The organism is Cohnella sp. LGH (genome assembly GCF_017671885.1).
Taxonomy (GTDB): domain Bacteria; phylum Bacillota; class Bacilli; order Paenibacillales; family Paenibacillaceae; genus Cohnella; species Cohnella phaseoli.
Map to the genome: position 1 here is coordinate 5,817,148 of NZ_CP072117.1, position 25,835 is coordinate 5,842,982.

The window sequence follows — 25,835 nt, forward strand, 5'->3', positions numbered from 1 at the left end:
GATTCTAATCCCGATTGGCTTGCACATTGCACGGAAATAAAAGATTTAGCCAAATCGTTATCTAAACAATCGAGTATGCACCTTGACCAAGCTTCTCTCTTTTTTAGTTACGGATGGCCAAGCAACGCTATCGATAAATGGGCATGAAGAGCATATTATATTTGGTCATTTAATTGCCATTGCAAGTGGTTCCGTCATCCAACTGACAAAAACCAATCACCTCGATTTTTCGGGCTATATCATTAGCTTCAATACGTATGACATGAAAATGAAATCGCTCTGCGATTGGGATGTAAATACGACGACGGGCTATTATGTTCAAAGAGTGCCTGAAACGGTCGTAGCAGATATTCGAATATCGCTCGCTGAAACCACGGATCATCTCAATACAACCATTAAGCAATACGTTTTATACCATTTATTAAAAGAATTAGATCCAGAACAACAAACCGATGAATACACGCTTGAACAAAGAATTGAGCGCACAGTAACGTATATGCAACAAAAATATAATCAAATGATGACAAGAAACGAGTTAGCGGCGATCGCCGGATACAGCCCATTGCGCTAAATGAAACAAGACATTTATGATGTCATTATTATCGGCGGCGGTCCCGCGGGAATGTATGCTGCTTTCTATAGCGGCATGCGTGAAATGAAAACAAAAATAATCGAAGCGAAACAGGAATTAGGCGGGTTTATGCGTACATACCCTGAAAAGTTAGTGTGGGATGTTGGTGGCATTGAGCCTGTCCGCTGTGAAGATATTATTCATTCTTTAATCAATCAAGCCATGACATTTATGCCGACAATCGTATTCGGTCAAGAAATTGTTGGCATGGACAAACGCGCCGACGGCATCTTTATGTTAACAGCTAGAACAGGCGAGACGCATTATACGAGAACGATTATTTTAGCTACAGGACGCGGTATTACAAGTATTCAGAAATTAACGGTTGAAGGGGCTGACCGTTATGAACTAACCAACCTTCACTATACAGTAACGAACATAAACAAGTTTAAAGATAAACGGGTGCTCATTTCCGGTGGAGGCGACTCCGCTGTAGATTGGGCTATTGAAATGGCTCCTATCGCCAAAAAAGTGTATGTCGTTCATAGACGAGACGACTTTAGCGCTTTTGAATCGTCTGTAACGCGTATGAAGTCTCTCGCAACAACCTTTGTTCCTTATACCGTTTCTCGTTTACATGGCAATAGCAACGGCAAAAAAATAGAACATGTCACATTACAGCGTGTTGATTCCAATGAGACGACAGAAATTGAAGTAGACGAAGTGCTTGTTAATCATGGGTTTGATCGAAACTTTGGCGGCGCGATTTTGGATTGGGGCTTAGCCTCGGAAGAATGGGGCATTTCCGTTACGCCAAAAATGTGCACGAGTATGCCAGGCATATTTGGCGCAGGCGATATTATAACGAATGAAGGGAAAGTAAGACTTATTGCAGGCGCATTTAATGATGCCGTCCTCGCTGTAAATAGCGCCAAACTCTATATCGATCCTACAGTATTAAAAATGGCGGGCGTTTCTTCTCACAATGACCGTTTCGCTGAAAAAAACGATGAGCTGCTGCAGAAGAACAAAGTCAGTAACTAGGCAGCTGTTAGCGAAGAAAACATTTCCTTTACAAACGTCGCTTTTTCTTAGAAATAACCGCGAAAGTTAACCGCGCGAACTTCGAGTCTTGCATTATCCGATTGCATAAAACAGTTAAAATCCGCCGGGGGCCGCCTTGCCCCCACTGCTGTCTGGTTAAGCGGACAATTCGTATTCCCAACCTGTGTCCCTTCAGGGCACTTTTTTGGCCTCCACGTCCTCGCCAGTGTCCCGTCAGGGGCAATTTTTTGGCCTCTACGTCCTGGCTAGTGTCCCGTCAGGGCACTTTTTTGGCCTTGCCCCTCCTCATCCTAATGCTCGGATTTTGATCTGGCCTAATTCGCGTCTCCCTCCTGCTCCGCAAATGGATCGGACATCAGCGCAATCGCCAGTTTCGATCCATCGCGCATCCCCTGCAAATATAACCGTTCATTTTCCAGGCCTCTGTAGTGATGGTGTTTGTCTTCCCATTCCGAATACTCCGGACATTGCGTCATATTTACACAGGAGAACAACGCCTCGAAAGCGCCCTTTTCCTCTAAGCGGTACTTTCTCAAATCCGGATGGAACTGAATTCGTGCGGATACATCATCCAGCCGTTCCTGTATTGCGCTATGGAACCATGACGGAAATTCCATGGCTTCCCTCCTCCCCACAAACATGTTTTATCGATTCCCTTGCTCCCTTTCAACCGTTTTTTGAACATAAAATCGGGCAACTAGCTCATCGACCTTTCGGCTCTGGGCCAGTACTGTTTCATTCGCTGCAAGCGGAATCCCCTGAGCCAGTGACTCCTGGCCAAGTTCGTTTAGCTTCGTCTTTTCTTTCTCGTATTTGTGCATCAGCTCTTTCATCGGTTTGCCCCGCTTTCCTTCCTGAGCTCCTTCTGACTGTACCTGATGCACATTCATTTTTTAATGCGAATATCGGTTTATTTTATTTTAATGCGAATATCGAATTAAAACAACTATATCCTCACATACTATTTAAGTAACATGTGAGGTGGCAGAAATGAAGCACCGAAAAGATCCGCCGGGCGATAAAAATATTATCGGCACTCAAGTTGTCGCAATTCGAAAAGCTAAAAGAATGAAACAAAAAGATTTTCTTGCCCGGCTACAAACATTCGGTCTTGATATCAGTCCAACCAGCCTGTCCAGATTGGAGGGGCAATACCGACTTGTCCAGGATTATGAAGTCGTTGCAATTGCCAAAGCTCTCGATGTTTCCTTTGAGGATCTATTAGGAGGAGAAACAGAGTCTTAATTTGGACTGTTTGGGTTAACCACAACAAGGACAATTCTGCCGAAACACGATGACCGAGGAAAAAAGGCAATTTATTTCTGGCTCAACCTCAAAATCAGTGCTTGATTAATAGCTTAACATCCGATGGCGGTTACATTCGATCAGAATGCCCGCTTTATAGCGACTGCGATTCCTTGTGAAATAATGGCGGCGTTGAAAGGCTTTAATACGATTATGGCGGCCTTCTACGGTTGCGTTTGTCCATCGGCATTGATGGTAATTCACGATTTCTTCCTGCCAATTGCGCATGGTCTTTAGCGCACTTTGGACGGCAGCGTGGTCGATCTGATCGCCTTGCGTACACCAACGCTCAAATCCCAGCTTGGCAACAGTATAGTTTGGCGAGCAGTCATACCAAGTCGTGAACGCTTCTTTCCATTCCCACATGCTGCGTAGCAGCGGGGAGTAATTCAGCATCGTGTCCAACTTCTTTGCACTTTCTTCACTCAGTGATTCGGCAGGCGGATTTAGCAGACGGTGGTTTGCTTTTAGATAAGTTTTGGCTCGCGGAGATAACGTTGGCTGAACAGTTTTACGAACTTCCTGTACGCTTTCAATCACATAACCGTGAACATGGAAACGGTCTGCGATGCGAATCGCTTTCGGGAAACACTCGCTGATCCAGGTGTGATACGCCTGAGCCAAATCCATGACCACTGCCTTCGGATCAAGCCGAAGGAACTCAGGGTGCGCCTGAGCGTACGCACGCAGCGCTTCCAGCTTTCGGCCCGGCAACAGGTCCAGCATCGTCTCGCCTTTGAGGTTGTGAATGCCGGTGTTATACGTATGACCCTTCTTGATCGCGAAGTCATCGACACCCAGAACCAGTTCAGCTGTTTCTTTTGCTTCTTCCCACACTTGTTTGTAAAGCGCATCGCAAAGAGCAGGGACCGCCTCGTTATGCATACGTTGTACGGTACTCGCCGGCGCTTGCTGTATCCGAGCGCCATGCGCGGCCGTGGACCCAAGCGCCTGTTCGACCGTATGGGAGCGGAAAAGCCTGCTGTAGCGCTGTTTGGGACCGACGAAATCGTATGCCCATACAAATCCGGCTTCACAGTTACTGCAAAACATACGAATGGTCGGCACGTGCAGATAGGTTTTCTTCTCAAAAACGGATAGATGTCGGACGGTTCGCATCCCATTGCTTCCCTTCCGAATCACTGCTTGATCTGAATCGCAGCATGGGCAGATTTGCTTGTCGTCTAGCGGCAAGGCTTCTATGTGAACTTCATCGTCATGAATGGATAACAGTTGATGAATCTTTAGCTCTGGTATGTCGAGCCATTCATTGATATACTGAGTTTGCATCTGTCTATTCCTTTTTGTTGTTGGGTAGGACTTACAACAATACAGGAGTAGCAGATGTTTTTCCATTTCTATCCTCAATTCATTTCGTCAAGCACTCATTTCGGTTTTGATCCTTATTTCTTATATCGAAAAAATGTAATCATTTTTTTTAAAAGGACCTCAATTATTCTATAAACGAAAGTTGTCGGAGTCGGAAAGCGATTTACTATGGACTCAACTAAATAACAAGTGGGACATTGAAAAGAGAGAACAATGGATACCGCTTAATGGGTATTGAAAACAACAAATTCCAGATTTTATGGATGACTACTTTGAGTTAAAAAGAGGATTATAACCTTCATCAAAAAAAACCTCGACATGAGGGGGCTAGACACCGATGTATCTTTAAAGCGCAAGCGACTTGCGGTATTTCACAAATTCGCTGTCCAACACGCTCTGCACCTGATCGATTTTCCATCGCAAATGCGCGACGTCCGTCATATACTCCATGCTCGGTTCCCAGCCGAGCCGTGAATCTGCTTCCACTAGCGGGATTGTCGCTTCGGCGTTGGCAATTTCGCGTCGGGCCAGATCTTCCATGCGCTCAAGCAAGGCCAACGCTTTGTCGGTATCCCCTCCACTCAGCAACTCCCTCTTCAGCTTCCACCACATCTTCACATGGATCGTCGTCTGAAGAGATCTGGCGATAAAGTGCCCAATCCCGAGCATGAACGCGCCGTCCTCCCGTTTGCGGTCCGGGGTCAACTGCAGTGCCTTTCCCAGCGACGAATTGCCGTCTTCCATCCGTTCCAGCATCCTTTCAAGGCTACGAATCTCCACATCGATGCGGGATGCCCCAACCGATTGCCGCGGATCTTCGAGCGGCTCGTAGTTCGTAAAGATGATTTCATTGCCGAACATCGCATGTTTAACTGCCGGCATCTGCACATGCCTGCGGAAAATAAGCGGATAAGACGGCCCAACGCGAAACGGTCCGTATTAGTCTCCGTTCGTCGGAATGTAGTGGCCCATCGCTTCGCTCCATGGCGCGAAGGAGCTTGAGCCGATCCTCCTTCGGCGCATATCCCCAATTGTACGTCCAGAACACGATGTCCGCATCCGGGTTGTGCGCACGAATCGTGCCTGACAGCAACTCCAGCCAATGCGGAAAATCCTCGCAAGGCCACCAGCCCGGGCTTGGCTTCGTTTGCGGCTGATCGGCCGGCCATTCGAGCCGCAGCTTAATGTACAGCGGACTTGGTGAAATGCATATCGAGAGCACAGAAGGGTCTGGGACAATCGTGATGATTTTTCTTCCCGCTCAGGAGAGCATCTTGGGAACGAAATTTTCTACCTGCTCATGCATCGCTTTCCGATACAACCGATACGAGTTAATGCTAATTAATGCCATGATCAGAGACACGATTAAACAAATAATGACCGACAGCCTCAGCGCGAAGGGCCAATTCCTGAACTTCCAATGGATATAGGTCACACGGCTTTGCAATCAAGTCCCCCCCCCCCCTTGCTGCCAGATGAGCGACAATGACAATAATCTATCAGCAGAGCTCCTAAACTGCAAGAAGCAGCGCCCAATTCGCCTGATTACGCGGACGCTGCTTCTCTTTTGGATAATACCCATGCCTTTATATCAACTTTTCTACCTATTTTCGATTTGGCTATTGATCAACCCTAAGGGCAGCGAATTTTATATTTGCCGATTTACCACAAAGAAGACCGATGATCACTCATCGGCCTTTACCTTCTCTGTAATTTTTCAGGGCTCTCCCCCAAGGGTGAACCGTCTTCCGGTAATCTTCATTATTCCGAATACCCCATCATCCCGATGTAAGCCAGATTCGGCTGAGCGATATCCATTCTCCCGTACTGAATGATGACATTCTTGTCGCTGCGGAACCGCAAGGAGTATTGGAGCTGCCGATCCAGGGCGATTCCGCCGATGTCCTCCGGACGATCCATACGGATGCATTTGACCCTCTCCGCCTGGACGGGAATGAGAATGTCCCGGTCGGGTTCGCGATCCTCGTAGAAGATGTCCATACGCACCTCGGCGTCTTCCTCCTGGCAGTTCAGAATCATGATCGCCTCGTGGCCTTCGAAAATTTCTCCTTCAACCTTGCCCTTATAAGGTAAGTATCCATCGATGATGTACCAGTTTTTCGCGCCCTGTCCGCTCATGCCGCGCCTCCGTCCTCGGGAGCCAACGCCACGACGCCGCGCTCCTTCCACGTCCGGCTAAGCTGGCGGACGAGCGCAGACATCGATTCGTAGCCGTCCTCCCTCACGACAAGGCTTTCTTCCACCCGGTTCGACCCGTGAGGATGTCCGAACAGGCTGATGTCGGTGTTCACCGTCATGCCGACTTCAAACCGGGCCGCGCTGTTCTCATCGGGATACGGCGATTCCGCTTCGGCAAGTCCGCAACCGTGCAGGGGGGGATACAGATCGTAAGCGGTAACGCCCTTGTCGGCAAAATAGGCTTTGACGGCGGCAACGAGTCCGCTCATGTCGTTGCCGGGAGCAAGCCGGGACAGAGCGATATCTTCCGCCTCGACGAGAAGCGATATGAACGCCCGCTGCTCCTCGCTCATCTGTCCGGCGACGAACGGAAATCCGACGGTTGCTACGTAGCCCTCGTATTGAACCGCGATCGCCGTCATGATCATTTCACCGTCCTGTATCACCTTCCGGGTCGGCCTGCCGATGATCGTGTTCACCCGCTCGCCGCTCGCCATAACGATGAACGGCACGAACTCCGCGCCCGCCTTCGTGCATTCCATGTAGGCATACGCGGACAACTCCAGCTCGGTCATGCCCGGTCGGACGTTGCGGATCATCGCCTTGTAGCCCTCATCCGCGATGCGCGCCGCTTCCTTCAGACAGGCGATTTCATGCTCCGTCTTCGTCATCCTGAGCCGGAACAGCAGCTCTCCCGCATCGATCCATTCCACGCCTTCCGCGCTGCCTTCGATCGTCGCCAGCAGCGAGGCGGACATCGCGTCGAGACCGGCAATGCCGATCGCATGAAGCGGATTCGCCTCATTCAGTTCGGCAAGAATCGCTTTCAAGCTCGTATAATTCGCCTGCGGATACTCGATCTCATCCGGCACCGTGACGCAGGTGAACTGGGGCAGCAGCCGCACATCGGACCACGCCGTCATTTCGCGGCACATAAGCTCCCCCTCCGGAGCGGCGATTACGATCGGTTCTCCAACGAGCGGTACCAGCACCGCGCCTCGTTCGAACAGCGGCCAATAATTGCTCATGTAGCGCAGGTTTTCTTTGCGATACTCATCCCCATAGATAAGGCAGGCTTGCAGCCCCTTCTCTCTCATCAACGCGCGCAGTCTGTCGGCTCTGGCGCAATATTCTTCGACCGGTATCGAGGCCATTTCCATCCCGCTCCTCTCTGATGCTTCCTACAAATACGTGACTTTGCGAATTCCCATAAAGTCGGCGACATACGACAGTTCTTCCGTCAGATCCCCGTATCCGATAATGCAGTGGTGGGCGAAGCCTTCCTTGATCAATTCCGCGAGAAAAGCTTTGATCGGCACCGGGAATTTCACGACGGCCGTAATCTCCTCGCACGGAATGTTGTCCGCGATATCCAGCGCTTCGCCGCGAACGATCAGCATCTTGTACCCTTCGGCATCGACGATCAGATGGCTGATCGTCACGACACCCGGCTTCAGTGTGTATTCAAAGCCGAAGCCGGCGCCCTGCAGTCCCCACTGCTCGGGAGAACGATTCACCTTCACCGAGCTGCGGTCTCGCGCATATGCCGGATTAGCGTACCCGTGGTGGACCATCAATAACGCGTTCAGCCGCTCGTCGTATTCGCCCCATTCCGCGAATGCCGGCACTTCCCCGCCCAGCTGCCGCATCAGCGTCATCATGATCAAGCCGTGTACGTCGCCCTCGGTGTTGACGACATAGCGGCCTTCCTCGTGAAGCAGCGTGTTTGCCAAATAAGGCGTCGTTCCCGTCTTCTGCTCCACATAATGCTGCCCGAGCAGCGTAAGAGCGTCCAGCCGGAACCGCTCCAACGTACCCCGAAGGGCTGCGTAAAGGCGGGAGGCTTTGCGGATGTCGTCCTCTTCCAAACCGACTATATTGAAGCTCTTCCGGGCCAAAGCGACACCGTCCGCAACCTCTTCCTCCGAAACAGCCTCAAAGCGGCTCAGCAGATGATCGAGCTGAATGGAAATGAGGTTCGGACCGAGCGTGCCCTTGATCGTCGTCTTGTCGAACTCGAAATCGTACATCCCCCTGAACACATGGCCGATGACGCCGATATTGACGCTGCGAAGTCGGACATACGCCCGGTAAGCCCGGACGTACCGGCCCATCTCCGCATAGGCATCCTCATCGCCGATTGCTCCGACAACGACTTTAAGTCCGCCAAACCAGCCCATTTTACGGAACGTCGCGGCAAGCTGGAGATTGGCGATTAAGGCGCTGTTGCGCAGGATGTTTTCGTAGTCTGTCTTCAGATTGATCTCGCCTTCGCCCTGCGTATTGAACATCAGCAGCGGCAGATGGCGAAAGTTCTCCAGCGCCTGGATCGCCATGTAATCGGGACAATAGGTCCCGGCGACGTAGACGATCAGGTCGACGGCTTCTTCCTTCAGCTTCCGCCCGGCCGCATCCGCCGCGTCCAACGTATCGACCAACCCCGGCCAGACGACCTGGTCATCCGGCAGCGCCGCCTTCAGCCGTTCGTATACGGCGGTCAAATCCGACGTGACGTTCGCGTGCAGACTGCCCGGGAACATCCGCCAATATTCGAAAAATCCGAGCGTCAGCAAGCCGACCTTGAGCGGTCGATGCTCCGCCCGATTCGTCAGCAAGTCGCCGAACACGTTTCCCTTGGCGGTTTCAAACGATTCAATGATTTCATTCATGATGAGTTCTGCTCCTTTTCATATGCGATGTTGCTCCTGCTTCGTTCCGTAAGCGCTTGACTACGATCCGGTCTCCGTCCGGCAGCCTTTCACCGTCCGCCCCGGTTGCCGGATACGAGCCGCACGGCGTTGTTCCGGATAATGTTGACGATGTCGTCGTCGCCGATGCCGGAGAACAGCACGCTTCCCAGCATATAATTCGGGTCGTACCAGGGGAAATCAGTGCCAAACAGCACTTTCTCCGAACCGGCCTCGCGCACCATTTTACCGATCATTCCGTTCAGACGTCCCGTATCGCAAAGCTCCAGATAGACGTTGGGCAGCTCCTTCGCCAGCTTGATGGCGACATCCGTTTCCCCCGGCGCGGAGTGCCCGAGCAGGAACGTTATATTCGGATATTCGCGCGCCAATTGTCCAATCATCTGCGGCGGATTGTACGAGCTGTGTCCCCATGTATGCGACAGCAGCAGAAGTCCGCGCTCGTTCGCGAATTCATACATCTTTCGGTACTTCTCGCCGGTCAGCGGGTACTTGTGATAGTCCGGGAGCACCTTGAATCCGACATAGCCCTCGACTTCGTCATAGTCGGCCAGCTCCTCGTCCAGATTGTCGACGTAATGCGGATTGACGACAAAATAGCCTTTGATCCGGTCGGGGTGCTTCGCCATCGCCGCGCGAATTTCCGAATTGCGCCCGATCGGATCGAACAATGCGCTGTGGGGAGCGGAGATGATCCATTCGATGTTCTCCCTGTCCATCGTCGCAATCATCGTCTCCAGATCGGCCTCCGGCAAATACGTCCCGTAGAACGGTCCCATATGCGTATGCATGTCGATGTAGGACAGGCTCGACAGCCTGCCGGTTTCCGCGAATTCGCGCGCCAGCAGCGACGGGTTGGTCATCGGCACTCTGCTCATAAGCTCACCTCGCCCAGCAGTCTTTCCGCGTTTTTGAACGCGATATTCTCCAGTTCTTCTTGCTTGATGCCCGAACCAAGCAGACAAGCCAGCGGTCCGCCGATCGCGTTGCTCGGAAACTCGGAGCCGAACAGCAGCCGTTCCGAGCCGAATTTGCCGCAGATTTCCTTGATTTCCCCTGCCGCCTGCATGTCCCCGGTCTCGATGTAAAAGTTCTTGTAGCTGCGCAGCAGCGGGAACGTCAGCCGGGCATGGCTCCACAACCCGTAGTTGCACAAAATGACGGTAAGCTCCGGGAACTCCTGCAGCACGTCGTAGACGGGCTCCCAACCTTCGCTCGGGGAGAGAAACAGCGGAATGCGAGCGTCGGAGACGGCCGACAGCAGCTCGCCCATCGCCACCCGGTTCAGCATGTAACGGTTACGCTGCGGGTAGGCTCTCAGCAGCTTTACGCCGTTCTTTTTCATCGCCGGGAACAGCGCTTCGGGCGCATACTGCCGTTCCGTGACAGGGGGCAAGATCGTCCAGCTCGGCAGCAGCCGATCCGGCGCCTTCGCGGTTTCCTCTACCACAAGCCGATTCCCGTAATCGGGATCGACGTCCGCCATCGCGTTGTGGCTGACGACCGCTTGGGCGATGCCGCAGAAATCGAGCTCGGCCAGCAATTCCTCCGCATCGCGGGCCTGCTTCACCTTCTCCCGGACTAGCAAATGTTCGTGGTTTACGACTTCGTAATTCAACGTCTTGTACCCGATCGCACAGCTGCAATCGATCATTTTCATGTTCATCCCTCCCGATCTGTCTTTCGCGCCGCTTATTATCCTAAGTCACTGTCCAGAAAGCGCGCCGGATTGTCGCACATGAGCTCCCGGATCTGCTCCGGCGAGATTCCTTCGTCCTCCATCATCGGGACGATGTTCGTCAGAATATGGTCGTAGCCCCAGCCGCCGTAGCGATGCAAGCCGATCTTCAGGCAGACGTCGTTGGAGACGAGAATTTGCCGCAGATAGCCGCAGTCGATGAGCTCCTTGATCGTACGCACCCTATCGATATCCCGTGCGAACACCCCCTTCAGGACGCTCTTGTGCCGCCTGTCGGCATAGAACTCCTTGCCGAAGTTGTCGAACTCGATGTACGCTCCCCGGTCGAGCAGCGCCTCCAAGTAATCCGGCACGATATCGACGTCCACATGGTTGATGCAGATTTTGTCCGCAGCGGCTCCGTGGGCCGTCAGAATATCGATGACCTCAAGACCGCGCCTCGCCCACAGATCCGTGTGTACATGAAGGCCCAACCCGGTCTCGCTTTGCACCATCGCCGCCGCGATCAACGTTTTCTTCTCATTCGGGTGGATGACCGCGCTCGTCCCGATCTCCCCGATGACGCCGGCGCGAATGTTCGTCCCGTCCATCCCGACGGTCACTTCCCGATGAATTTCCTCGGCGATGGATTCAACCGTCTTGTCATCCATATCCAGCGGGTGGGAAGCGTGGATGTAATATCCGCAGCCTGCGACGATCGGAATTCCGACTTCGCGCGACACGCCCGCCAGCAGAACCGGATCGCGTCCGATATCCCGCAGCGTCAGGTCGACGAACGCGCCGCCTCCGGCCCGTTTGAACGCCATGAGCTCGGCCTTAACGATCTCCTCTTCGTCGATCACGGCGTTGTCCAGAACCGCATACGGATTGCGGGTCAATACCCCGAAATTGGCGAGACTCACCTTCTCCGCAGCCAACGACTTCGCCCCGATCGCCTGGGGTTCAGGCACCAGTGGGCGCAGATCGATGAACGCATGCTCATGCGGCAGAATCCAGCCCAGGTTTTCCGTTTCCATCTTGCCTGTTACCGTTATGACGGACATATGACGCCCTCCTCCCCTGTCCCGTTCGACTTGCAATCAGCTTCCATCCTTAAGCCGTCAGATCAAGAAATCGAAACAACGTTTCCGCCATCAGGTCGTGACCGTATTCATTCGGATGGATGCAATCGTTCATCAACGTCCATTGACTGTTCGGCTCCTTCTCTCTTCGCTCCTCGAAAGCCTGATAGACATCGCATAACGGCACCTGTTCCGCGCCAGAGAGCTCTCTCATGGCTTGAATATAGAGAGGGTAGCTGTCTCGAATGAAATTTTCCTCCAAGCTGGTATTGATCGTATTGGGCGTCAACAAAATAAGCTTGCTGCCTGCGGATCTGACTTTTTCCGCAATGGAGGACAGATTGGACTTAAACTGCTGCACTTCACCGGCTCCCCGAAGGGAGTCGTTCATGCCGATCATCAAAGCTACGACATGCGGCTGAAACCTTAACGCATCCCGATCCAACCGTTCCAAAATCTCCCGCGTCGTATCGTCGCTTACACCGGCATTCAACACCAATTGCCGCCGGCCGAACCTTTTGAGCAGTTTTTCTTGAAGCTGGCCCACGTAGTTCAGCTTTCCATGCGTATGCTCGTTTTGCTCCGTGATTGAATCTCCCAAGCAGACAATAAATGCCTGATCGGCACCTCCAAGCATTTCACTCAAACATTGCATTCTCTATACCTCCTGATGCGCACTGCGGGCCTGCTTTACCTTCTCCCGGACAAGAGAAGGTTGAAAATCAGCTTCATTATACTAAGCGGGATATGGACCCACTACTTTCCGATTTCCACTTTCGCTATCTTTTGTCCACGACTACTTGCAAAGGAGCTGTTAAAAACGTAAACAGCCGACGGCAGCAACGACCATCGGCAGTGTTTTACGGCTCTTTATTCCATTCTTCGGAGCAAGTCGCTAGACCACATAGGGGTCTCCAACTTAACGATTCAGCTTGTTCATTTGCACTTCGACAATGACGATCCCGCGACCGGGAACGTACAGGCTGAACTCCGAACCTTTGGGGAAAATCGGAATGCCCGGAAAGTCGGTCAGCACTTTAAGGTTCGCAATGGAGCGGCCGAGATCCAGATGCGCCGACTTATAATTGATGTGCAGGTTTCGAATCAGCAGCCGCCACCGACCGGGTTGGATTTCCAATACGGCTGTGCGAATGTATGGCGAGTTGCTAACTGTCCTTGGCGCACCTGTACAATCCGTCAGCACCTGAACGCAGCGATTCAAAAATTCAGCGGATACCTCGCGGTAAAATAACGGCTCCAGCCAGCTCTTGATGTCGTTCAAAGCGGATAGATCGCTCTGCTCGCCGAACGCGCGACGATCCGCCTCGTCCCCGACAAACACTGCGATTATTGCACCGTTCTCATCGCAAGCGACGCCAAACAGCTGATTCAGCTCGCAGCCTACCTGCAAGCCCCTGCTATCAAATGCTTGAGAAATCCGCTTCGTCATCGTGCCGACAAGGACCGACGGCCCGCTCCGGTAAGACAGAACCCGATCCAATTCCTCATCGTTCAATAGCTGCACATCTACTGTGCATATCGCACCGCTCGTCTGCGGCAAATTTTTCACGTTCACTACGGAGTGAAGCGGCGCGCCTGCTTCAATAAGCTCGGTAAGCCATTTATGCGCCGACCAGCCCCGGCTTGCGGGATACGCGTCCAACGAACGTTGCAGCGCTTCGTCGGACCAGACATAACTCGCGCCGATAATCCGCTCCGGCGCACCGTCGAAACCCAGATTCCATTGACGCACAATTTTGTCCCAGCTCATCTTCTCGATCCCGTCGCCCAAACAGGCCACAAACCCCGACGCGCAGCGTCGCAGCCCTTCCCGGTCCTGCAAATAGACATTGGAGAAGGCGTAAATATCTCTTTCAACAATAGTCGGCACGTGGCTGATACCGTCCCACTGCTCGTTCGTGTCCTGGATCGCGTTTAAACAGATGAGCTTCATGTCGGGGGTATAAGCTTTAATCGCCATAATCATCGCCATGAATTCGGAGCCTGGTTCCTTATATTCGCATTCCCCCGCTCCCGCGGAAAGCGAGGCGCCAACGGATTCAATGACAAAGCCGTTAACGCCGGACTCGGCCAGCAGCCGGTAATCGACGCCGTAACGATATAAGGCTTCAAACGGGTCACGCGTCCAGACCGAATTCAGTACGGCTTTTTTACCTGCGTTGCGTATCGCCGGCATTATTTTCTGCCAGAGCTCGCCCCAACGGACGGCATAGAAACGAATCCAGTCCATTCGCTGATGTGTCCAAATCCAATCTGCGCGTTTCTCCAATGCAAGTGGATCACCGTCGCATACCGCCTGCAAACCCGACGCCAGCTCCACACCGCTTATCCGCACGAACTGCTCAACCATATCATCCGAGTAATCGGCTTCAGCCAGACTGAGACGCGGGCTCGTGTAACCGTCGGCGCCGTGGTAGCCGTCGAATTCGTAATCTCGCATAACGGTCATCAGATCGCGGACAAATACATCTTCGTAATACGTCCCGTCCTTGAAACGCTTCAGTGGATTAATGACAGGAAACGCTTCTCCCGTCTTCCGCATTTCATAAAGCTCGGGGTGCGCTGCGCACCACTCGCTGGCCTTCTCTCTACCCTCATCACTGAACAGAAATAAATTAAAAAAGCTGCAATAGACGTTAACGCCATGCTTTTGCAATTCCTTAACCAGCCCGTGCAATTGGTAGTTCGTCCACTGCTGCCGATCGTGTAGCTTGCCGTAAGGACGCGCGGCGTAAGAACACATCTCGATCGGCAGGATGTGCTCCCGCTCCATTCCTTTATGGGCGTGTACAAAGTCCGGCGTAAAAAAAAGCAAGGAAATGCCGTCCGGAACTGTGCCGACCGTGTCCAAATATGCCGCAACGCCGAAATCGCTTGCTCTATTGTCGAAGCCGATTAATTCGATCCACACCCATTTTTCATAACTTGCTGTAGTCATCTTATCTCCTCCGAATTGCTGCTTCTACGAAATTATCCTTTAACGCTGCCCAACACAATGCCTTTAACAAAGAAACGCTGCAGGAACGGATAGACGATCAGCACAGGCAGCGATGCTGCAAAGATTTGCGCCGCTTTTAACGTCTGTTCCGAAATTCGCGACAGAAGGACGGCGTCATGAGGAGACAGTTGCGTCATTTCACGTCCAATGATTACCGTTTGCAAATAGCTGCTAAGCGGATAGTTGGAGGGGCTATTCATCAGAATCAACCCATCGAACCAGGAATTCCAATGCCCCACAATACTGAACAACGTAAGCGTTGCGATCGCGGGCAGCGACATGGGTAAGAACAGCCGAAATAGAACAATTCCATGCCCGGCGCCATCGATAAACGCCGCTTCTTCCAGCTCGCGCGGCAAGCCGCGAAAAAAATTGAGCAGCACGATCGTGTTGAATACCGCAACAGCCCCCGGAAGGACAAGCGCCCAAATCGTATCAATCATGTGAAAGGTTCGTATGGTCATATACGAGGGAACGAGTCCGCCTGAAAATAAGATCGTCGCTACGAAAACCCAGGCGTATGCGGTTCGGAATCGGAATTCGCTCTGCTCTTTGGACAACGGATACGCAGCAAGCACGGTCAATAGCATGCTAATGGTTACACCAAGCGCTACCCGCTCCACAGAGACACCCATCGCTTTAATAAATTGGGCTTTGCCGAATACATAGCGATAAGACTCCCACGTCCAATCTATCGGCCAGAAGGTAACCTGACCGGCGGTGGCGGGGGCTGCGCCGGACAAGGAAACCGCCAATACGTGAATCATGGGCAGAATGCATAAGATCGAGAGGACAATAAGAACGAGGTAGATCAGCCAAATGCCGGCTCGTTCCATAGGTCGCTGTGCATACTTCATTGCGATAGCGCTCCTTCTAGAAAATCCGATAGTTTGCTAGCCGATAAGCAAGCCAATAAGATATGGAGATCATGATGAATGAGATGACCGACTTAAAAACGCCTACAGCAGTCGCCAGGCCATACTTGAATTCCACCAAGCCCGTACGATAAATCAGCGTATCGATAATATCTCCTGTCTCGTAGACAGCCGTATTGTACAGGTTAAATACTTGATCAAAGCCAGCGTTGAGCACATTGCCAAGACTTAAAGTCGTCAGCAGCACGATAATCGGGATGATCCCGGGAATCGTCACGTTTAATGTCTTTTTCCAACGGCCAGCGCCGTCTACTGTGGCAGATTCGTAAAGGGCCGGATTGATGCTCGTAATGGCAGCAAGATAGACAATTGTGCTGAATCCGAATTCCTTCCAGGCATCGGAGAGCACAAGTACAATTCGAAACCAGCTATTGTCACCCAGAAAAAAGATCGGTGAAATGTCGAATACGCGGGTCAAAAAGACGTTAACCAAGCCCTTCATGGACAAGAGATCGATTAATATTCCCGCCAGTATGACCCATGATAAAAAGTGGGGCAAATAAATAATGGTCTGAATCCCTGATTTCAACAACTTGTGGCGTACTTCATTAAGCATGATGGAAACGATTAAAGGCAGCAGGATCCCGACAATGATCTTCATCCCTGCAATAACGACGGTATTGATGAGAACTTGATTGAAGTTAGGCAGCAGGAATAAATAGGTGAAGTTATCCCATCCGATCCATTTCGAACGCCATACGCCTAGACCCGGATTAAACTTCTGAAACGCAATGACAATTCCAGCCATCGGCAAGTAGCTGAACATCAACAACAGCACAAGCGAGGGCAGCAGCATGAGATGAAGAGGCCCTTCTTTCCTCCATTTTCGAGCTGGCATATATACAGGCTCCTCCATTGCCAACATGAGTCGGCTTGCTCCATGGAAGCAACCGACTCATGATCAGGCATCTTGATTTACATGGTTTGTTTCCATTCATTTACTTCTTTCGTAACCTGGTCTCCGCCAAGCTTTTTCCAATTTTCCACGAATTTATCAAAGTCGTCGATTGGCGCAGCATTCATAATGATCTTGGAGAACGTCTCCAGCTCAAGCTGGTCAAGCGTCGCTTGTTTATCCGTCATTGTCGGTGTCGGAACGCCGTAGAAACCGTTGTTTACATACAAGCCCTTGTTCATAAGGTCAAAATAGATTTTCCAGGCATCGGAGTATAGCGTCCAACCGTATAAGGAATGCTCGCCCTCTCGCGCTTTCTTCGCGTTGGCGATTACAAGCTGGGCCGTTGCATCCTTCGCAAGAGTCGGATCATTCGCTTCCGTGGCATCGATGATTTGCTGGAATAACGCATCCGTGGAATCATTGGAGAAGACGGGAGCAAAATTCCAGATCTGAATCGTTCCGTCTTTCGGATCGTACATGTATTTATCATAATTTTCTTTCGTCGCTCTCTCGCCAACGGTGATATCGAAAGCCAGGTTCATCATTTTCACGATAACTTCAGGATTGGAATATCCTTTGCGCACAACATATTGTCCCAACGTCGGCGAATTCAGCGAGACCTTCGCCTGGCTTCCGTCCAATCTCATCAGTGGGAATGGTTTCCACTCCACTTCGGGGTGCTGAACCTTCGTTTGATGAATAAATTGTCCGAAGTAATGCGGTCCGAAGGCGATTCCGGCCTTATTGGCTACCAGCGTTTCAATTACTTTTCCAGCGTCCTTGACGATGAATTCCTTATCAAGGAGTCCTTCCTTGTACAGATCTTGTAAAGCCTGCAATGCTGTTTTTACTTCCGGTTGAATGCTGCCATAGACGAGATTTCCGGTGCTATCCGCTATCCAGGATTGCGGGAAAGCGTCGAAAGAGTTAAACAAGCCGCGATTGCCGAGACCGCTGGATAAGAAACCTTTTTCGAATACAATTCCTGTCGTATCTGCTTTACTATTTCCGTCAGGATCGTTCTTGGTGAACGCTCGAGCGATGGCGAACACATCTTCAAGCGATTTTGGCTCCTCCAGGCCGAGCTTCTTCAGCCAATCGGCACGAATCCAAATCAAAGTGCTTGGCGCACCGCCAATAGCCGAGGCCGCATCTGGTAGAGCATACAGCTTATCGCCGATCATTCCTGTTTTCAGCGCAATGCCGTCGCCAATAGCATGCTGCTTTTTCATTTCCTCCGAAGCGTATTTCTCGTACACCTCCGTTAAATCCGCCAAACTGTCCGATTCCAGGAGTTGCTTGAATTGCGCAGAAGAAACCTTCATCAGATCGGGCAAGTCGCCGGAAGCGATGGACATGTTTAGTTTGTTATCATACTGTCCGCCATCGACATTCCACAGTACTTTTGTATCAATTCCGTACTCATCGCGTAATGTACGCGTCCAAACATTGTCTTCATAAGTTTGACCTTCGGGAAGCTTCATATCGGCAGTGATTGCCCTAACCGTTGTTACCGTAACTGGCGGATCATACTTCGCATTCGGATCAGGCGTTGCTTCTCCGCTAGACTCTGAAGATGCGGAAGATGGCTCACTGGAAGCGGTGCTTGACGAAGCGCCCGGTGAAGCGGAATTGTTGGAATCCGAACACGCTGTAAGCAAGAGGGAACCCGCAAATACAAAACACATTAACAGCACTAAACTCTTTTTCATGCTCTTCCTCCTTAGTGGAATACTGAACGATTATGAAGTACGATTTTTATTATAGGTTGACTGCAAATGGGCAACCACTTGCCATATTCCACTTTCTCTATCTTTTCTCCACTATCTTTGTAAGCGCTTTCCATTTAACGCAAGCTCTTATACCCGTCCGCGCCTTGGAAGCCGCCGAAGTCAGGCGACCACGTGCCGATGGCCGCCTTCGCTATCTTCTATCCAACCAACCGCGCTAGACGGTCGCACACGAGCGCGATCTCGCGATCCTGAAGATGCAGCGGGTTAACGAGAATGGCCGCCTTGTCTTCGGACAAACCAACCCAAATCGCGGGTTCCCCGCTCTTCAGCTCAGCTTGCAGGCTTTCCGCCGTATAGCCGCACGACGGGTCGGGATAAAGCGCCGCGCGGGGATAGCTCTGGCCTGTAGGGCCCGGATACAGCCTCTCGGCACGGAGACCGAGCCTGCGGGCATGCGCACAGATCGTCTCGACGGCGAATTCGTACTGCCTGGACAACTCTTCTTGATCCAGGCCCACGTATCGTTCGACAGCCGCCAGCAATCCAACCAGACTCTCTTTGCTTACCTTCATGGGACGGCCCACCGACGAACGCGGGGAGGAGTGGGCGCGGCAGGCGGCGATCAAATCCGCTCTGCCGACGACTAGTCCGGTATTTTGCGGTCCTCTCAGCGTCTTTCCGCCGGAGAAGATGACGAGATCGACGCCCATCTCCGTATAGGCCCACAGGTTGGAGACGGGCGGCAATTGCGCCGCCGCATCCACGATGACGGGCACGCCGCGTTCCCGGCAGATGGAAATCACGTCGCCAAGCGGTGGGGCGTACCTTTCAAACTGTGTGGATACGAAATAGAGAAGACAAGCCGTCCTGGCCGTAATCGCTTCGCGAAGCTGCCGGTCGGAGTCGGGGTTGCGGTCCTCCAGCTCGATGACCTTGGCTCCGGTCAGACGGACGGCCTGGACGAATCCGTTATTTTGACAGCTGTATAGAAGGATTTCATTCCTGCCCGCCTCGGCGCAAGGAAGTTTCCCGGCCAGTTCCCCATCGGCACCTGCCATGCATGCGGCTGCAGCGATCGCCATCGCGGCCGCCGCTCCGCCCGTTACCATCGCCGCTTCGTTGCGCGTAAGCTCCGCCAGCCTTTTCCCCACCGCATCATGCAGCTCTTCGATAGACACGAACGCCCGTGCAGCCTCCGACATCGCTTCTATCACTTCATCCGGCATCAAGGACCCGCCGATAATCGTGTAGGAGTCCGCCGCGTTAATCATTTCCTTCACGCCCAACCGCTTATAGATGTTCATGTGTCCCGCCTCCATGCAGATCCCGATAGTCTTGAGGAGTCATACCCGTCGCTTTGCGGAAAAACCGATAGAAGTAGGGCTCCGACAGAAAGCCGATCGCGGCTGACACCTCATAGATTTTCATATTCGTATCCTTCAGCATCTCTTGAGCCTTCTTCAGCTTCGTACCGCTAATATAGGCGGACAAATCTTCTCCCGTCGCCTTCTTGTACAGCCGCGACAAATACTTCGAATTGTGGCCGATCACATCCCCGATGGCCACGAGAGACAGATCGCCGCCCAGATGCTCCTGAACGTATCGCTGAACCTTGTGCACGACGACATTCTCTTCCCGCTCCATCCCGCCGCGGCTCTCCGCGAACATCGAGGAAGACAACTTCCGCAGGTACTCCATCGCCTCGTTCCACGAGACATGGGCGCCCAGCCCCGTCAGCCTGCCGATGTCGATGAGCCCCCTCTGCTCCTCGCCCGATAACCGATTCAACTGCGAGAGGAACATCGGAACGAGAGAATAATAGATCTCCTGCTGGATCGACGGATCGGCGGTAAAGCGTCCTCCCTCGGCAACGATGTCTGAAAGCACGCCTTCGAAAGCATCCTTCTGCCCATTCTGAAAATAAAGCGTCATCAAATCGATCCGGCTGCGAAGCTGTCCGGAATGAAACGGCGTATGGCGCCCCTCATGAGGCATCGCCGTCGTCTCGTCATAGATCCACAGAAACTCGGAGCCCATCCCCAACCCTCTGGACAGCAGCCGGTTGTACTCCTCATAAAGATCGCCGACTTCCGCCCAAGGAACCGCTATCTCCTTCATGATGAAAGACAGCGGCATGTCCAGCAGTTCCCTGCACGTCTGCTGAATGAGCTCCAGGCAACCCCCGGCGTACGGCAGGGCGTTCACGCTCAAACCGCCTCCCTCTCCATCTGGACACGGCTGCATAAACCACATCATCCGGGAACGATCCAACTCAATGGATACCAGACTGACAGAGTTCGTCAGCACCTCCTGCGCAATGTTCTGAATGCTGTAGGACAGCAGGCTTCGATCGTAAATGCTGTGAAAGCGCCCGAAATGATCGTATCGAACCATCGCCATCATCACAGGCGCGTCCGATGCGAACGGAACGTTGAGCTCTCCGAACAACGAGTCGAGCCGGGTAACGGAATGCAGATCCCCTTGCAGAATATGGCTCAGCAGTTCCTTTTGCAGCGAGGGAATCGCCAGCTTCAGCTGCTTGTCGGCCTGAACAATCAGCTCCTCCTTGCGGATATCCTCCTTGATCTGCTCGATCGCCTTCTCCAGCGCCTGAACGACGGCGTCGTCTCCTTCAGCCTTCAAGACGTAATCTAAGCCTTGATGGCGCATCGCCTCCTGGACATAGTCGAAATCGTTGAACCCGGTCAAAAAAATGATTTTGCATTTCGGCCATCGACGGACGATTCTTTTCTGCAGTTCAAGTCCGTCCATCTCCGGCATGCCGATATCCGAGATGACGATATCCATCCGGTGTCTGTCCAGCATCGCCAAAGCCTCTTCGGCGGATAGGGCGCCGTACACCTCCAGAGGCCAACGTTCCTGCTGCGAAATAAAGTCGACAAGCCCGTGCACGATCAGCGGCTCGTCATCGACGATCAACAAGCGATGCATGTTTAATCCCTCCCCGATCTGAAATTCCGATAACAACCTTCAACCCGCCGAGCCGGCTTCTAGCAAACTTCAACCCGGCCTCGTCGCCGAAATACAGCTGCAATCGGCGGTGCACGTTGAGTAATCCCGTGATCTCCTGCCCCATCTCGCTGTTAAGCAACGAACGGTTCAGTCGGCTTAACGTCTCGTCATCGAGATGATCGCCGTTGTCTTCAATCACGATCCGCACGCTATCCTCGTCTTCTTCCCACGAAATTCGAAGCGAGCCGCCTCGGGTCTTTCTCTCTAACCCGTACTTGTATGCGTTTTCCAAAATCGGTTGAATGATCATGCGCGGAACGCGAAGCTCCTTGTGACGCACTGGAAATTCGGGCCATTCCACTTCGATTCTGTCGGCGAAACGGATTTTCTGGATTTCCGTGTAGATAACCGCGTGGTTTAATTCCTCGGCGAGAGTGACGGCGTCCGCGCCCGTGCGCGTCAGGAACAGAAAGTATTTGCCCAGAAAGTCCGTAAATCTCGTCACATCGGGCAGCCCGTAAGAGGACGCCATCCGATGCAGTACGAAAATCGTGTTATACAGAAAATGGGGATTGATCTGCGACTGGAGCTGTTTGAGCTGCGCCTGCTGGGAATGAATCCGTTCCTCGTACGCTTCGCGAATCAACGCGCGCAGACGGCTGACCATTACGTTGAATTGTCCGAACAGATACTGAAATTCGTCATGCTTGCCGTGGCTTAGGGCGATGTTCAAATCGCCGTCCTCGACCTTTCTCAGCGCGCGCACCATCACCTGCAACGGGCGGTGAATGATCTTGTACATCCGGTAGGAAAACACGATCACAATAACGACCGTGGCGGCCGACAGCAGCCAGAGCAGCGCATTGTACCTGTCCAACATGCCGAAAATCCGGTTCTCCGGAACGGCGACAAGCAGCATCGTATTCAAATACTTGGAGCTTTGATAAGCCCCGAAGAAGGGTTGTCCTTCCAGCTTCCAGCTGCCGAACCCGCTGTCGGATATTCCTGCCGTTTCCTTCAACAAATTCTCCAGGCTCGCCTGAACGTCATCCGCAGCGAACTCCGAATTGGACAGCATCCAGGTTCGGCCCAGATCCGTCATATAAAATTTGCCGTCCTCTTTGGCGGTGACCTGCTGAAGCGTTTGCAGCATCGCGTCCCGGGACAGCACGATTTTCATGTAGAAATTACTCCTTGCGCCGGAAAAGGGAGGATCGAACAGCGCCAGGATGAGCTGGCCGCCCCATGGAATGATTCTCGGACTGCGCAGCGTATTCGAATCCCGGATCATCTTCATTTCCGATTCGCTCATCGGTTCGGAATAGGAGGATACGCGAATCGTTTTCTCCACGTTGGGGATGTAGACTTGAATGTCCTCGATGAGCCGCGCGGATTCCTTGAACGTCAGCAGCTTCTTCTTCAGGCGGTTGATCGCCGTCAATCTTTCGTAGTCGCTCAGTGTGACCGATACCGTGCTCAGTTTCTGCAGGTCTTCGTCGTTCAGAAAATCGGTCTTCAGCCGTTCGATATGGTTGATCTCGGAATCGATCAGGGCCGAATAGGAGCCGATTCTCGACGCCATGGACCCGGCGATTTCCTTGCGCAGAATGCTGCCGCTCGTATGATTAATGACGAACACGAGCAGATAGAGAGGAAGAATGAGTACGAGGAACAGAACAACGATTCTGACGAAAATGTTCGGATGCTTGAATGCCCTCAACTGTGCCCACCCCGCTGCCATCCAAGTCGTTTTACAAGATTATACGAAATTGCACCTTCTGCACGCTACTACTCATTTTCTATTTTAACTCTTTTTTGTCTACCTTTCGGGCCTCGTCCAGGATCGGCATCTAAAGGGGTGGAGAAAGGATAGGGAAAGTGGAATATGGGAAGTAGTCATCTATCGTCCCCCTTTTTATAATTTTCGCAGAAAGGCGTTTTCTTTACCCTTTTCAGTCCGAACGACAATCACCGTCAACGTCAAAGAAAGCACAAGGAGTGAGGCATTATGGAGAAGCTCAAAAACGGAAAGGTTTTTATCTGGATGCAAATGCTCGGCTTCGAACGCAACGATTCCGACCGAGGTGCCGCAAGATTTCTGAATCAGACCGGATTTCTCCCCGACGGGGCTTGCGCGCTGCTGTTCCATCCCGACTTCGTCCACCAGCACAAGGGAATGGACGAGGAGTATGTGCTGCCCGCCGACAACTGCGCCTACTATGGCATTCCGCGCAATTCCGAGCGGGAGCGACAGCCCTGGAGCAATCATGACCTGCGCGATCTCGCGCTCAATCTCGCCGACGCCGGTACCGGACTGTATGCGGGGATCATGGGATCTACGATCGGCGACGGATTCCATCGCGAGTGGATCGCCGACCATCCGGAAATTTACAGCCATCGCCGCAACGGCAAGCGACACGGACACTTTGCGCTCAAACGGTTTGCAGACGGGACCTATTACGAGGACTTCTTCATCGATCAGCTTTGCCGTACGCTGGTCGATTACGGCTTTAAGGGCGTCCATCTGGCGGATGGCTTCTGCCCGAACGGGAACATTTATCACGGCGACTACTCGACCGACCTGGTGACGCAGTTTGTCGACCATACCGGCTTCGTCCTGCCCGAGGACATAACGGCGGGTCTCGGCAACGACGAAGCCGCGACGGAGGATGCCCGCGGGGACTGGATTTGGCGGCACGCTCGCGCCGAATGGATTGAATTCCTGTGCTGGCGCTGGGAACGCTTCTTTGAGAAAATCTGCGCACGAGTGCACGCCGTCGGCCTGGAGGTAATGGTGCTTGGTATGTATTGCACGGATCCGTTCGAGACGAAGTATTGCCTCGGTATGGATATGGCCCGAATCATGCGCGCGGGCGTTGATTACCTGACGGCGAACATTCTGCCGACAAGCTGTTATATCTCTTCTCCTTGGGAGAGCCAGGATTACTTTTTCCACCGGTATATGGCTATCGCCCCGACGACGGCGGCGCATATTCGCGACGGTCATCTGATTTCCATGGCCGGCGTGCAGGATGCGACCGAAGAATGGGACGTGATGAAGCATGCTCCTTGCCTGCATGAACGCGACTTGTATACGATGATGGCCTACCAGCTTGCGGAGAAGGGCGGTTCGCGGCGCGCGTTGGAGGGCTACTTCCTCTGCCTTGGCGACGGTATCCAACGCGAAGACTGGAATTGGGAGCGCGAGCGAATGGAGATCGCCTTCTCCGCCGATGTCGAGCGTACTCTGTCCCCCGTTATGCTCTGGTCAGACTATGCCTACGAAAAGATGCTGATCGAGTATATCAACACCCGCCGCTGGACGCCGTTCAAGCTGTTCTACGAGCTGGCCAAAGCCGGCACGCACTGCGGCGCCTGCGTTCGTTCGGAGGATCTGGACTCTTTTACCGGCACGCTGCTTGTTCCCGATTTCGATATGCTGTCCCCCGAAGAGCAGCGCAGGGTTGCGGCCTATGATCGCGGAACGGTTATTTGCACCGCTCTCGGCGACATAAAGCCCAAGGCTTACGGTATCGAGCCGATCCTACTCATCGCCGACCGCTACAGCAATCGTCCGTTGACCGCTTTCGTCTTCGGAGCTAACGTTTCGGTCTCGGACGAGCTCCGCTCGGCGGTCGAGGCGCTGCTAGCAATCGATGATGGCGCGCCGGATCTGGAAGGCAACCCCGTCGACGCGGAGGATTTCCCTTACACACTTATCGACACGCTTCCCTTCGCCAAGGTGACGACCGGCTTCCGTGACGCGCTCGCGCTATTGTTGAAGGAGTTGTCCGACTGCCCGCTGACCTGCGACATGCCGCATATGGCCTTCCAACTCGCCAACGGCGCTTACCGACTCTATCTGTTCAATAACGTTGACCATCAATACCGCCGCGCCTTCGTCACGATGAAGCCGATCGTTGCGGACACGAGCGTCGTCTCAAGCTTCCCGATTCTGCCTGTCCGCTACAAAGACGATGCAACCGGCGGACTGGTTCACCATTACACAGGCGAGATATCCTCCAAGCAAAGCTTCGAGGTCAAGCTGCAGCCGGGCGGCGTCACGATACTGGATGTGCATCTGGCCGAATCCGATGCAAGCTCGAAGCCCGTTGCAGCGCGGGCCAACGGCTAAGGCTTCGACGCGGATACTCCAAGCGTTGAATCGGAGAATCCGATGAAGGAGGAGAACGAGCCGTATTGGCGACATGCTATTACGAACTCGTCCTCCTCATTGCTTTGTTAAATGCTCAGCGCCGCTCACACGACATCCCTGCCTTTTCCCACTCTTCAAATAGCAAGAATGCCTCCCAGGGAGACCCCCGGAAGGCAAACTGCAG

Annotated in this window: 23 protein-coding genes; 4 read left to right on the forward strand and 19 right to left on the reverse strand. The window is 52.8% G+C overall.

Annotated features, from left to right (window positions below; genetic code table 11):
• The first annotated feature begins 82 nt into the window (after positions 1–82).
• Both J4772_RS24495 and J4772_RS24500 read left to right on the forward strand, forming a co-directional pair.
• A complete protein-coding gene (locus J4772_RS24495; RefSeq protein WP_209071794.1) occupies positions 83–571 on the forward strand; it encodes a hypothetical protein in 489 nt (162 codons plus the stop codon).
• The gene (locus tag J4772_RS24500) at positions 572–1,615 is read left to right on the forward strand and encodes an NAD(P)/FAD-dependent oxidoreductase (protein WP_209071795.1); all 1,044 of its coding nucleotides are present in this window, start codon (positions 572–574) and stop codon (positions 1,613–1,615) included.
• Between the two features lie 335 nt (positions 1,616–1,950).
• Here J4772_RS24500 and J4772_RS24505 read toward each other — a convergent pair whose 3' ends face one another.
• Positions 1,951–2,253 (reverse strand): hypothetical protein, encoded by a 303-nt coding sequence (locus J4772_RS24505; protein ID WP_209077668.1) that lies wholly within the window; start codon positions 2,251–2,253, stop codon positions 1,951–1,953.
• Between the two features lie 27 nt (positions 2,254–2,280).
• Positions 2,281–2,469 carry an aspartyl-phosphate phosphatase Spo0E family protein gene (locus J4772_RS24510; RefSeq protein WP_209071796.1) on the reverse strand — a complete coding sequence of 63 codons (189 nt, stop codon included), beginning with the start codon at positions 2,467–2,469 and terminating at the stop codon, positions 2,281–2,283.
• A gap of 157 nt (positions 2,470–2,626) precedes the next feature.
• Between J4772_RS24510 and J4772_RS24515 the strand changes: the two genes are divergently transcribed.
• Positions 2,627–2,881 carry a helix-turn-helix domain-containing protein gene (locus J4772_RS24515; RefSeq protein WP_209071797.1) on the forward strand — a complete coding sequence of 85 codons (255 nt, stop codon included), beginning with the start codon at positions 2,627–2,629 and terminating at the stop codon, positions 2,879–2,881.
• 105 nt (positions 2,882–2,986) lie between these two features.
• Here J4772_RS24515 and J4772_RS24520 read toward each other — a convergent pair whose 3' ends face one another.
• The 17 genes from J4772_RS24520 to J4772_RS24600 all read right to left on the reverse strand — a co-directional run bounded on the left by J4772_RS24520 (position 2,987) and on the right by J4772_RS24600 (position 23,215).
• The gene (locus tag J4772_RS24520) at positions 2,987–4,297 is read right to left on the reverse strand and encodes an ISL3 family transposase (RefSeq protein ID WP_247740839.1); all 1,311 of its coding nucleotides are present in this window, start codon (positions 4,295–4,297) and stop codon (positions 2,987–2,989) included.
• Positions 4,298–4,615: 318 nt separating this feature from the next.
• Positions 4,616–5,152 (reverse strand): hypothetical protein, encoded by a 537-nt coding sequence (locus tag J4772_RS24525; RefSeq protein ID WP_209071798.1) that lies wholly within the window; start codon positions 5,150–5,152, stop codon positions 4,616–4,618.
• A complete protein-coding gene (locus tag J4772_RS24530) occupies positions 5,139–5,492 on the reverse strand; it encodes a hypothetical protein (RefSeq protein ID WP_209071799.1) in 354 nt (117 codons plus the stop codon). The genes J4772_RS24525 and J4772_RS24530 overlap by 14 nt, the downstream gene beginning before the upstream one ends.
• Before the next feature lie 539 nt (positions 5,493–6,031).
• Positions 6,032–6,409: a sensory rhodopsin transducer gene (locus J4772_RS24535; RefSeq protein WP_209071800.1), complete on the reverse strand. Its 378-nt coding sequence runs from the start codon at positions 6,407–6,409 to the stop codon at positions 6,032–6,034.
• Positions 6,406–7,623 carry a M24 family metallopeptidase gene (locus J4772_RS24540; RefSeq protein ID WP_209071801.1) on the reverse strand — a complete coding sequence of 406 codons (1,218 nt, stop codon included), beginning with the start codon at positions 7,621–7,623 and terminating at the stop codon, positions 6,406–6,408. The genes J4772_RS24535 and J4772_RS24540 overlap by 4 nt, the downstream gene beginning before the upstream one ends.
• 27 nt (positions 7,624–7,650) lie before the next feature.
• A complete protein-coding gene (locus J4772_RS24545; protein ID WP_209071802.1) occupies positions 7,651–9,138 on the reverse strand; it encodes a hypothetical protein in 1,488 nt (495 codons plus the stop codon).
• A gap of 89 nt (positions 9,139–9,227) precedes the next feature.
• Complete coding sequence (locus J4772_RS24550) at positions 9,228–10,055, reverse strand: amidohydrolase family protein (protein WP_209071803.1); 828 nt, start codon at positions 10,053–10,055, stop codon at positions 9,228–9,230.
• A complete protein-coding gene (locus J4772_RS24555; protein ID WP_209071804.1) occupies positions 10,052–10,837 on the reverse strand; it encodes an amidohydrolase family protein in 786 nt (261 codons plus the stop codon). Before J4772_RS24555 ends, J4772_RS24550 begins: the two co-directional genes overlap by 4 nt.
• Positions 10,838–10,872: 35 nt before the next feature.
• The gene (locus J4772_RS24560; RefSeq protein ID WP_209071805.1) at positions 10,873–11,919 is read right to left on the reverse strand and encodes a phosphotriesterase family protein; all 1,047 of its coding nucleotides are present in this window, start codon (positions 11,917–11,919) and stop codon (positions 10,873–10,875) included.
• A gap of 49 nt (positions 11,920–11,968) precedes the next feature.
• Entirely contained in the window at positions 11,969–12,592 is a 624-nt protein-coding gene (locus tag J4772_RS24565) for an SGNH/GDSL hydrolase family protein (RefSeq protein ID WP_209071806.1), read from the reverse strand.
• A gap of 264 nt (positions 12,593–12,856) precedes the next feature.
• The gene (locus tag J4772_RS24570; RefSeq protein ID WP_209071807.1) at positions 12,857–14,896 is read right to left on the reverse strand and encodes a hypothetical protein; all 2,040 of its coding nucleotides are present in this window, start codon (positions 14,894–14,896) and stop codon (positions 12,857–12,859) included.
• Positions 14,897–14,928: 32 nt separating this feature from the next.
• Complete coding sequence (locus J4772_RS24575; protein ID WP_116061292.1) at positions 14,929–15,813, reverse strand: carbohydrate ABC transporter permease; 885 nt, start codon at positions 15,811–15,813, stop codon at positions 14,929–14,931.
• A gap of 16 nt (positions 15,814–15,829) precedes the next feature.
• Positions 15,830–16,729, reverse strand: coding sequence for an ABC transporter permease (locus tag J4772_RS24580; RefSeq protein WP_116061291.1), 900 nt, complete (start codon positions 16,727–16,729; stop codon positions 15,830–15,832).
• A gap of 77 nt (positions 16,730–16,806) precedes the next feature.
• Positions 16,807–18,501 carry an extracellular solute-binding protein gene (locus tag J4772_RS24585; RefSeq protein ID WP_209071808.1) on the reverse strand — a complete coding sequence of 565 codons (1,695 nt, stop codon included), beginning with the start codon at positions 18,499–18,501 and terminating at the stop codon, positions 16,807–16,809.
• A gap of 218 nt (positions 18,502–18,719) precedes the next feature.
• The gene (locus J4772_RS24590; protein WP_209071809.1) at positions 18,720–19,826 is read right to left on the reverse strand and encodes an aminotransferase class V-fold PLP-dependent enzyme; all 1,107 of its coding nucleotides are present in this window, start codon (positions 19,824–19,826) and stop codon (positions 18,720–18,722) included.
• Positions 19,813–21,474, reverse strand: coding sequence for a response regulator transcription factor (locus tag J4772_RS24595; RefSeq protein ID WP_209071810.1), 1,662 nt, complete (start codon positions 21,472–21,474; stop codon positions 19,813–19,815). Before J4772_RS24595 ends, J4772_RS24590 begins: the two co-directional genes overlap by 14 nt.
• Positions 21,449–23,215, reverse strand: a complete 1,767-nt coding sequence (locus J4772_RS24600; RefSeq protein WP_209071811.1) for a sensor histidine kinase — start codon at positions 23,213–23,215, stop codon at positions 21,449–21,451. The genes J4772_RS24595 and J4772_RS24600 overlap by 26 nt, the downstream gene beginning before the upstream one ends.
• A gap of 288 nt (positions 23,216–23,503) precedes the next feature.
• Here J4772_RS24600 and J4772_RS24605 point away from each other — a divergent pair, with 288 nt between their 5' ends.
• The gene (locus J4772_RS24605; RefSeq protein ID WP_209071812.1) at positions 23,504–25,630 is read left to right on the forward strand and encodes a hypothetical protein; all 2,127 of its coding nucleotides are present in this window, start codon (positions 23,504–23,506) and stop codon (positions 25,628–25,630) included.
• Positions 25,631–25,835: the final 205 nt, after the last annotated feature.